The following is a 10,373-nucleotide window of genomic DNA, read 5'->3' as shown; positions in this document are numbered from 1 at the left end:
GCACACATGATGTCTACTTTCAATCGTATTCGTATTTTAGATGCGACGGTGTTTCAGTTACCAGATACCTTCGCCACTGACTATCAAGGATCAGGCGGAAGTAGTAATACTGCGGGGGTGAAGATTCAACTTGAATATGATTTACTCAGTGGTCAATTTTTAAACGTGCAGCTTGGACCGGGAAAGAACAATGATAAAACATACGGTACCATTTGTCTTGAAACCGTTGAAAAAGGAGACCTATGTTTGCGTGATCTCGGTTACTTCGATTTAAGTGATCTACAAGCGATTCACGATAAAAAGGCTTACTATATCTCGCGGTTGAAGCTGAATACACGCATTTATATCAAAAATCCCGAACCAGAATACTTCAAAAATGGCACACTGAAAAAGCAAACGGAATATATTCAGCTTGATATGGACCAGATGATGTCTGAACTACTACCAGGTGAAACGATTGAAATTCCTGAGGCGTATATTGGGCAAAATCAAAAGCTTCCAACGCGTGTCATTATTCATCGTTTCACCGACGATCAAACGCAAACGCGTTTGAAAAATCAAGCAATACGTGAGAAGAAAAAGGGTATTGTCATGAAGGATAAAAGTAAGCGTTTGATGGGCATGAATGTATATATCACGAACACATCGCCAGAAGAAGTGCCGACTAACTACGTGCATGCCTTGTATTCACTACGTTGGCAATTTCATCAAGGAACGGAATGAGTGTTTTTGTATCTGTTGGGTTGGCGTAAACACCGTAAGCTAACGTATATTGCCCTTCTGTCGCAATTTGTACATTGTAACCAGGTTTGAGTTGTCCGTTTTTCATATAATCATCTTTCATCCGCATAAAGGTCGCATCTTCGTCCGTTTTCGAGTAACTATTACGCGTACCGAACTTCTCAAAATCCTCCATATACTTCTTTTTACGCCTAATCCAGTCATACACTTGTTTCACGATTTGTTTTGGTGTTTTTCGTTCCTTACGTAGCTGTTTACGCACGGCTGTATCATCGGAGCTATCAATCTTCTTTGTATAGTCTTCAATTACTTCTTCTAATGTTTCAGCGATTTGTGTTAACTCTTCCACAGAAAGCTGTTCATCATTTTCCTTTTTCAGTTCTGGTATAATTCGTTTTTCTACGAGTTCATTGTACATTTCATTTGATTTGTCAACGAGATGACGATGATGTTTTTCCACAGCTTTCTTCCACACAAATGTGAACTTATTGGCATTAGCTTCTACTTTTGTGCCATCAATGAAAAGTGCTTCTTGGTCAATTACATTTTCTTGTATGAGTTGTACACGAAACTGGACGAAGCACTGGCGAATGAGTTCTTTCATATGAGGATTTACGCGGAACCGGTTGATTGTACGGTAACTCGGTTCATATCCTTGCGCGAGCCACATCATACGTACACTATCTTTGGTCAGGTCTTCCATTTTACGACCAGAGAAAGCTGATTGTGTGTAGCCGCATAGAATAATTTTCAGCATCATGCGTGGATGATAAGCTGGACATCCGGTGTGTCGTACGAAGGATTCGAACGCTTCATAGGGAATACTTTCGACCAAATGGTGGATGACAAAGGCAATATCATTTTTTTGTAGACGAATTTCTAAATCTAGAGGCAAAATAACTTGATTCATGTTATAATCTTTAAACATAAGGACCCTTCTTTCCTAAATTTTGTGTCGTAACTTAATTTTATCAGAAGTGGTCCTTATTTTGGTAAAAAATGATAGAAGCCGGTGAAATTTTACTAATCGTAAAATTTCACCGGCTTTTTTGTTTTATAGGCTGGGTTTTGTCCCAGCCTCATTTTATGTCTACAAAAGAATGTGCACAAACAGATGAATTACGTCTATTAGGGGAAGAATTTCAAAATATATTTTCTCTTACCTATCTACAAGAATTGGCATGTAAAACAGGTATGATTCAAAGACAAAGAAAAGTTCGAGCACAGGATCTGGTATCTCTTTGCGTCTTTCTTGGCCAGACAGTGGGTTCAGAGTCCCTAGTTGACCTTTGTACGAGACTGAATGAAGCGATGGGAGTCTGTATTTCTACAGAAGCACTAAACAAACGTTGGAATGAACGGACTGTTCAATTCTTAAAAGAATTGTTTCTTCATGCCTTTGGGCAACAAATCCACCCTATCGCACCACTCACTCGTATTTTTAAACGCATCCGTATTTTAGACTCCACTTCCTTTCAACTTCCATCAGCGTATGCAGACACGTATCGAGGAAGTGGAGGCGGGGGATCTGAGGCTGGTGTAAAAATTCAGTTGGAATATGATCTTTTATCCGGTGAGTTTTTGGCATTAGAAGTAGGTCATGGTGTAAGTAACGATGCCAAATATGGACAGTTTCGGACAGAGACCGTCGAGGAAGGTGATTTAATTCTTAGAGACCTAGGCTATCACTATATCAAAGATCTAGACAAGATGACGGCAAACAAAGCTTACTATATATCGAGACTTCGTTGGAATACACAGGTGTATCAAAAGGATAAACAAGGAAATTGGGTTTTATTACATATAGAAGAGTTAACAAAGCACTTAAAGGAAGGAGAAACCATCGAGTTACCAAACGTATATATTGGGTATGAACACAGACATCCAACACGTTTAGTTCTGTATCGTTTAACGCAAAATGAGTGGAATAAGCGTCTCAGTCATCATAAGAAGATGAATAAAAAGATGCCGAAGGCTGCCAGTAAAGTGAATCTGTTGGTTACTAATATTTCTCCGGAGAAGTTACCTGCGACAGAAATATATCACTTTTATTCTTTACGTTGGCAAATAGAGATTTTATTTAAGACATGGAAATCTATTTTCAACATTCATACGACAAAACGAATGAAGCTAGAGCGATTTCAGTGCCATCTGTATGGACAACTCTTGCGTTTATGCTTGGTTGCGCGTATTACGTATCAAATGCGAAAACTGTTGTGGGAGAAAAAAGGAAAAGAAGCGAGTGAAATGAAGTGTGCACACATGGTTCAAATTTACCTCACAAAGGTACACGCCGTACTCTTCTGTACCTTCCAACATCCTGTTTCAGTGCTAACCAGGCTCTTTCAAGATGTAAGCAAGAATGGCAAAAAAGCACGGCGCTATCAAAAAGCAACACCGTTTGAAATCCTACGCTTGATAGAGATAGAAACGGCTCAGCTTCCCATCGTTGCATAAAAATATGCAGGATGGAGCTGTATTTGAGTATGCCCAAATGATAAACTTTTATTCAAATCATACTAAAAAAGCAACCTCGCTGCCTTTGGCAGCGAGGTTGCTTCGCTAAAGTTGATGGGTATGGAGGGGGTCCCCTCTTTTTATAGCTACATTAGCTCTTTTGAAAGAGTTTCAAAAGCATGACCTACAGCACAAATTGTAGCTTCTATATCCTCTTTAGAATGTTCTGTTGTTAAGAACCAAGCTTCATATTTGGAAGGTGCCAGATTTACTCCCTGTTGTAGCATAAGCTTGAAGAATTTGCCGAATAGTTCTCCATCCGTCTGTTGTGCTTCTTCATAGTTTGTAATCGTTTTGTCAGTGAAGAAGACAGTAAGAGCACCTTTCAAGCGATTTACCGTAATCGGAATTTGATGTAAGCTTGCTTGTTCTAAAATTCCCTTTTCTAGCATCTCACCAAGCTCATCTAGCTTTTCGTATACTCCAGGCTGTTGCAAAACTTCTAAACATGCAATTCCTGCGGCCATGGACGCAGGGTTACCAGCCATGGTACCAGCCTGATAAGCAGGCCCTAGCGGAGCGACTTGCTCCATAATTTCTTTCTTACCGCCGTATGCACCAATTGGAAGGCCACCACCAATGATTTTACCCAATGCAGTAAGATCTGGTGTGATGCCCAGTAGGTTTTGAGCACCGCCGTACATAAAACGAAACGCAGTAATTACTTCATCATAAATGACCAAAGCACCTGCTTTGTGTGTTAATTCGTTCACTTTCTCTAAAAACCCTTCCTTCGGCTCTACGATACCAAAGTTTCCTACAATCGGCTCGACAAGAACGGCTGCCACTTCATGTCCCCATTTTTGAAGCGCTGTATCAAAGGCCTCTACATCATTGAAAGGTACGGTAATTACTTCCTGTGCAATGCTTTGGGGAACCCCTGCTGAGTCCGGTGTACCAAGAGTAGAAGGACCAGATCCAGCTGCAACAAGTACTAAATCAGAGTGGCCGTGGTAACAACCTGCAAATTTCATAATTTTTGTTCTGCCGGTATATGCACGCGCAACGCGAATGGTTGTCATAACCGCTTCTGTGCCAGAGTTTACAAAACGAACTTTATCCATTGCTGGTATCGCTTCTTTTAACATTTTTGCGAATTTCACCTCTAGAGCAGTTGGTGTACCGTATAATACACCTTTTTCGGCGGCTTCAGTGATGGCCTTAGTAATATGTGGGTGTGCATGCCCTGTAATAATAGGGCCATATGCAGCTAAGTAATCAATATACTTATTACCGTCCACATCCCAAAAATAAGCCCCTTTACCGCGTTCCATTGCTACAGGGGAGCCACCGCCTACTGCTTTATAGGAACGGGAAGGACTGTTGACACCACCTACAATGTGCGCAAGTGCTTCTTTATGTAATTGTTCTGATTTTGTGAAGTTCAAGATAATCCTCTCCTTAATAGTCTATTGCGTCTAGGTATATTTACTGGAGAAAAAGACCTGTTGTTTACAAATATGACGCATCTCTTCATTGTAACACGATTTTTCTAAAAGCAAGCCATATTATTTGTGATGACAGAAGCGGTTGGGTAAACTATTCGTTGTTATATAAAAAAGGGGGCGCACCATGGATAACATGATTGAGGTTAAAAATTTACGGAAAGAGTTTGTGTCCTATTCCAGCAGGTCAGGATTAAAAGGAGCTTTTCGTGATTTATTCACGCGTAATTATAAAATCGTGCCGGCAGTAAACGATATTTCATTCCAAGTCAAGCAAGGTGAAATGATTGGCTATATTGGAGAAAATGGGGCTGGAAAATCGACAACCATTAAAATGCTCACAGGAATATTAACTCCGACAGCAGGTGAGATTACAGTAAATGGCATGAATCCGCATAAAGACCGAGAAAAGTTTGTGCGTAGCATCGGTGTTGTATTTGGACAACGCTCACAACTGTGGTGGGATATTGCGGTTCAGGAATCATTTCGTCTGTTGAAAAAGGTATATGGTATTTCAGATGAACAATATAAGGAGCATATGGGTCATGTCATAGCCGCTTTGGATATTGAGCCATTGCTGGATAAGCCGGTTCGTAAGCTTTCTCTAGGACAACGTATGCGCTGTGAATTAGCAGCCGCTCTAATTCATAATCCGCCACTTTTGTTTTTAGATGAACCAACAATTGGACTAGATGTATTAGTCAAACTGAAAATTCGTGAGTTTTTAAAAGAGATTAACGAGAAGTATAAAACAACCATTTTGTTAACAACCCACGATATTTCAGATATTGAGGCATTATGTGAGCGTGTGGTGATGCTTGATGAAGGTAAGATTATTTACGATGGATTGCTAGAGCGTTTGCGCTCGCAGTGGGGCGATGAAAAAGAAATCAGCTTCCAATTTTCTAACCCCATTTCACAGATAGAACTTGGGATGCTTATGCCAGATAACGGGGTAATTTGGATGCAAGGCAATGGCCAAAACGTATGGACAGCCAAAATTCCCAATGAAGAGATTATCATTTCGACATTGATTGCGAAAGTTGTTCAATCCTATCGTATTAAAGATGTGAAAATCAATGAAGTATCTACAGAGGAAATTATCCGTAATATCTATGAAAAGGGTGTTCGTCATGGCTAAATATATAGAAATGATTCGAATTCGCTTTTTAATGATGCTAGCCTACCGAACCAACTATTATAGTGGAATACTTATTTACACCATTAATATTGGGGCGTACTACTTTTTGTGGACTGCTATTTATGGTGAAAAAGAAAGCATTCAAGGTCTTTCTGTTGCACAGATGACATCTTATGTGGCGGTTGCATGGATGGCACGGGCATTTTATTTTAATAACATTGATCGAGAAATTGCGACTGAAATTAGAGAAGGTCGTGTTGCGGTTGAACTTATTCGCCCCTACAACTATTTAGGGATGAAGGTCATGCAGGGATTGGGAGAAGGGGTATTTCGTTTTGCATTCTTCTCTGTACCTGGTATGGTGATTGTAGCACTCTTGTTTTCTCTTACAGTAACAACAAAGATAGACACATGGTTATTTTTCCTTGTGTCACTTGTGTTTAGTTTTATTATTAATACACAAATTAATCTAATTACTGGCATGATGACATTCTTCTTATTTAACAATGATGGGTTTATGTATGCAAAGCGTGTGTTAATTGATTTGTTTTCAGGCCTATTGCTTCCAATCAGCTTCTATCCACTGTGGGCACAAGATGTAATGAGGTTTTTCCCGTTTCAAGCCATCAGTTATATTCCTAGTATGATTTTCTCAGAGGGTATAAAAGGAGATGCGATTTGGAGCGCTGTTTTCTTTCAAGCAGGTTGGGCGATTGTATTGTTGCTTCCGATTATCGTAATGTGGCATATGGCAAGAAAGCGCCTCATTGTACAAGGAGGTTAATGTAAATGTTATATTTTCGTTTGTTTTTTCAATATGCAGGACAGTACATGAAAACAAAACTGCAGTATCGTGGAGACCTGATTGTAGGATTGCTTTCCGATTTGCTCATGCAAGCAGTAAATTTGGTATTTATACTAGTCGTTTTTGGTCATACACAGACTTTACAAGGATGGGGGAGAGAGGAAGTAATTTTTATGTATGGTTTCTTCCTTGTTCCGTTTGCGATTTTTTCAACGTTTTTTAATATCTGGGACTTTAATGATCGTTATATTATTAAAGGCGAGATGGATCGGATTTTAACGAGGCCTATTCATAGTTTATTTCAAGTAATATTAGAGAGAATGGATTTGGAATCTTTATCAGGAGCAATTACAGGTATTATAATTATGATATATGCAGGCTCTGGATTAAATCTATCGTTTTATTGGTACGATATATTTTTATTCATTATTATGGTAATGGGCGGTGCTCTTGTATATGGGGGTATCTTTGTTTCGCTTGCGAGCATTGGATTTTGGTCAGACTCCAAAAGCTCTATCATGCCACTTATGTACAATATCGGTAACTATGGAAGATATCCTATTAATATTTATAATCGTGTAATTCGTTTTTTGTTGACATGGGTTCTTCCGTTTGCCTTTGTAGGTGTATATCCTGCTTCTTATTTTTTAGGCAAAAGTGAATGGTATATGTATTCCTTTTTAACACCAGTTATGGGCTTAGTGTTTTTTACGCTGGCTGTGCTAATTTGGAATCAAGGTGTAAAAAGATATAGAGGAGCAGGGAACTGAAATAATTTTATTGGCATGTTCATACATTGATATTGAGGTGGATGGACATGGTATGGTTAGGTTTCTTTTTAATTGCTGCATATGCTTTCGTTAAAAGTATGCGAGTGTTATTTATGACAACACGTCAATCAGGACGTTTTTTCTCCGCTAGTAATTTATTATTATTATGTTCCATTTATACAACTATTTTGATTGCGTTTGGAATCGGCTATCTTGTATTAGAAGAGATGGGGCTTCCGGTATTAGAGGAAGATGGAAGAAGCCTAGATGTGCATTCATTTGAAATGATTGAGGTATGTATGTACTTTAGTGCAATCACGCTTTTGTCAGTGGGTTACGGAGATATTACACCAATAGGAATTGGAAGGTGGCTTGCGATTGTGGAGGCGTTGGTCGGTTACACAATGCCAGCCGCTTTCTTGGTACATACTGTAATAGAACATGAGAAAAGATAGGAGTGTATGAAGTGGTTGAACAAGGTAAAAAGGCTCCGGATTTTACGTTACCATCAGTAAACGGAGAGTCAGTCAGTTTATCTAATTTTATTGGTAAGAATGTTGTTTTGTACTTTTATCCAAAAGATATGACGCCTGGATGTACAACGCAGGCTTGTGATTTTAGAGATCAATACGATGTATTTGAAGCAAACAACACCGTTATTATTGGCGTAAGTCCGGATGCACCAGAGCGTCATGCGAAGTTTATTGCTAAGTACGATTTATCATTCATCTTGTTGTCCGATGAAGAGCAACGAGCAGCTCAATTATATGATGTATGGAAGCTGAAGAAAAACTTTGGAAAAGAATATATGGGGATTGAACGATCAACATTTTTAATTAATGCACAAGGTGAACTGGTTAAGGAATGGCGGAAGGTTAAAGTAAAAGGGCATGTAGACGAAGTCATAGAAGCTGTAAAGAAGCTGCAATAGATTTTTACATGAGGATTTATAATAAAAGGGCGTTCGTCTATACCCTTTCGAAAGTTCTATCATATGTTGAAGTATAGGGCATACCTCCTCTGATAATAGATGGTGTGCGGGAATCTTCCCGCACTTTTTTTATGCAATAATTTCTAGTTTGTACGAATAAGAGGTGAAGCGCCTTCTATATTGACAGGAAAGCCACTGTCGCTGTACACTGTTTATAAAAATTATAAAGTAATAATTTGTTTATATAAAAATGATAAGTAGTACATTATAATGTGTTGATGGGAAAAATGGCTTTTGTTGAAAGGGATGGAACATGTACAGTTGTAGTCGTTATTTAAGAGGCACGCTGTATGAGATTACACACATTTAGAACTCGCTCTTACTCTTTCGTTTTATGGCTACTTTTATATTATAAAAGTTACTTGAATTTATATATGAAATACGTATTAAGAATCATATAATGTATAAAAAGTGAGGTGCATGGTGTTGGTAAAGGAAGAGTTGAAAGAAGCATTGGAAGTGTTAAAGAGTACAGGGGTGCGCATTACTCCGCAGCGCCATGCGGTTTTGGAGTATTTGGTTGCCTCCATGTCGCACCCTACAGCAGATGAGATTTATAAGGCGCTTGAAGGTAAATTTCCAAATATGAGCGTAGCTACGGTATATAACAACTTGCGTGTATTTAAAGAAGTTGGTATTGTAAAAGAGTTAACATACGGAGACGCTTCTAGTCGCTTCGACTATGTTACAGGCCATCATTACCATGTTATTTGCGAGGATTGTGGTAAAATTGTGGATTTCCCTTACCAAGGTCTTGATGAGATAGAAGCGAAAGCGGCTGAGCAAACAGGGTTTATTATTAAAAATCATCGTTTAGAATTGTACGGCGTTTGTCCGGATTGTGCAGGGAAAAGAGGCTGACCTAATCAGCCTCTTTTTTGTTTGCGATTATACTTTTCATCAAACTCTTTACCTTCTAAATCTCGATCTAAAGTAAGAGGCTGTTTACAATACATACATGCGTCTACTCGCCCAAGCATTTTTGTTGTTCGTTCGCATTCCGGGCAAACAACCTGTATCGTTTTGGTGGAAAGCATACCAATCCAGAAATATACAACGGTACTTCCGATAACTGCAAGAAACCCCACGATAATAAATAAGGACATAATCAAGGGGGATTTCCTGAAAAATACACCAAGATAAGAAATAAACAAACCGGCAAAAACAAGACTTAGCGCAAATGTACGAATTTTATTTATTTTACTAGAATATTTTGAACCCATCTCCATCCTCCTCCTACACATAAATATAGCATACTGCGGACTGCTATATATATAAGTAAACGTAGTTTTTTGAGATATAAGCAGCCATCGAATGAAAGAAGAATGAATTGCAAAGAACGCTCAATGTGAACGTCTCTTAGGTTCTTAACACCATGGCCATACATTACGCGTTCATCTTTGACGTCTAAAATTTTGTATTGCTACTTATATAGCCTTTTTTATCAAGCAAAGTATATTTTAAAGTTCATTGCTGATTTTCATTACGTGTTACGCTTTCCAAAGGCGTTCAAGAACGCTTCTCAGTGCTACATGCTTTTGAAGCAATTTCTTGCAAGAGTCTCCCTGCCAGTCTAAACAATAAGATCCGATTGCTAACATTATGTTTTAACACAACGTAAGCAAAAAAAGTCTAATATTTTTTAAGAAAAGTTATTGACCTGCGATAGTAGTAATGTTATATTAATAAACGTCGCTGATGCACAATGGTGCGAATGACATGGAAATGAAAAAAACGTGTTGACATCAAAAGTAAGAAATGTTAACATGAGAAAGTCGCTTAAGGGTGACAGATTAGTTCTTTGAAAACTGAACGAAGTACAAAACGTCAACATTTATTTTAGTTAGACAAACACTTTTATGGAGAGTTTGATCCTGGCTCAGGATGAACGCTGGCGGCGTGCCTAATACATGCAAGTCGAGCGAACCTCTTCGGAGGTTAGCGGCGGACGGGTGAGTAACAC

9 protein-coding genes, 1 rRNA gene and 2 pseudogenes are annotated in these 10,373 nt (G+C 38.8%); 9 read left to right on the top strand and 3 right to left on the bottom strand.

Features of this window, described 5'->3' with window-relative positions; translation table 11 throughout:
• Positions 1-702 (top strand): annotated as a pseudogene (locus tag EEJ45_RS17480) (IS4 family transposase); the annotation flags it as partial.
• Between the two features lie 10 nt (positions 703-712).
• On the opposite strand, the pseudogene EEJ45_RS17475 reads toward EEJ45_RS17480, so the two are convergent.
• Positions 713-1,669 (bottom strand): annotated as a pseudogene (locus EEJ45_RS17475) (transposase); the annotation flags it as partial.
• A 158-nt stretch (positions 1,670-1,827) separates the two neighbouring features.
• Here EEJ45_RS17475 and EEJ45_RS17470 point away from each other — a divergent pair.
• Positions 1,828-3,198: an IS4 family transposase gene (locus tag EEJ45_RS17470; RefSeq protein WP_124566035.1), complete on the top strand. Its 1,371-nt coding sequence runs from the start codon at positions 1,828-1,830 to the stop codon at positions 3,196-3,198.
• 146 nt (positions 3,199-3,344) lie between these two features.
• Here the strand turns inward: EEJ45_RS17470 and EEJ45_RS17465 are convergent, their stop codons facing one another.
• The gene (locus EEJ45_RS17465) at positions 3,345-4,652 is read right to left on the bottom strand and encodes a glutamate-1-semialdehyde 2,1-aminomutase (protein ID WP_246000021.1); all 1,308 of its coding nucleotides are present in this window, start codon (positions 4,650-4,652) and stop codon (positions 3,345-3,347) included.
• Between the two features lie 178 nt (positions 4,653-4,830).
• On the opposite strand from EEJ45_RS17465, the gene EEJ45_RS17460 reads away from it, so the two are divergent.
• From EEJ45_RS17460 to perR, 6 genes are all read left to right on the top strand, one after another.
• Positions 4,831-5,844: an ABC transporter ATP-binding protein gene (locus EEJ45_RS17460; RefSeq protein ID WP_124566033.1), complete on the top strand. Its 1,014-nt coding sequence runs from the start codon at positions 4,831-4,833 to the stop codon at positions 5,842-5,844.
• Positions 5,837-6,628 (top strand): ABC transporter permease, encoded by a 792-nt coding sequence (locus EEJ45_RS17455; protein ID WP_124566032.1) that lies wholly within the window; start codon positions 5,837-5,839, stop codon positions 6,626-6,628. The genes EEJ45_RS17460 and EEJ45_RS17455 overlap by 8 nt, the downstream gene beginning before the upstream one ends.
• Positions 6,629-6,633: 5 nt before the next feature.
• On the top strand, positions 6,634-7,419 hold the full coding sequence (locus tag EEJ45_RS17450; RefSeq protein ID WP_124566031.1) for an ABC transporter permease: 786 nt from the start codon (positions 6,634-6,636) through the stop codon (positions 7,417-7,419).
• A 47-nt stretch (positions 7,420-7,466) separates the two neighbouring features.
• Positions 7,467-7,874 (top strand): potassium channel family protein, encoded by a 408-nt coding sequence (locus EEJ45_RS17445; RefSeq protein WP_124566030.1) that lies wholly within the window; start codon positions 7,467-7,469, stop codon positions 7,872-7,874.
• Positions 7,875-7,885: 11 nt separating this feature from the next.
• Positions 7,886-8,350, top strand: a complete 465-nt coding sequence (gene bcp / locus EEJ45_RS17440; protein WP_124566029.1) for a thioredoxin-dependent thiol peroxidase — start codon at positions 7,886-7,888, stop codon at positions 8,348-8,350.
• A 480-nt stretch (positions 8,351-8,830) separates the two neighbouring features.
• A complete protein-coding gene (gene perR / locus EEJ45_RS17435) occupies positions 8,831-9,271 on the top strand; it encodes a peroxide-responsive transcriptional repressor PerR (protein ID WP_124566028.1) in 441 nt (146 codons plus the stop codon).
• Between the two features lie 5 nt (positions 9,272-9,276).
• Here perR and EEJ45_RS17430 read toward each other — a convergent pair whose 3' ends face one another.
• Positions 9,277-9,633 (bottom strand): YgzB family protein, encoded by a 357-nt coding sequence (locus EEJ45_RS17430; RefSeq protein ID WP_124566027.1) that lies wholly within the window; start codon positions 9,631-9,633, stop codon positions 9,277-9,279.
• A 633-nt stretch (positions 9,634-10,266) separates the two neighbouring features.
• Between EEJ45_RS17430 and EEJ45_RS17425 the strand changes: the two genes are divergently transcribed.
• Positions 10,267-10,373, top strand: a 16S ribosomal RNA gene (locus EEJ45_RS17425); the annotation flags it as partial.

Origin of the sequence: Ectobacillus antri (assembly GCF_003852715.1) — a bacterium.
GTDB lineage: Bacteria > Bacillota > Bacilli > Bacillales > Bacillaceae_G > Ectobacillus > Ectobacillus antri.
This window is presented reverse-complemented; position numbering and strand designations above follow the sequence as displayed.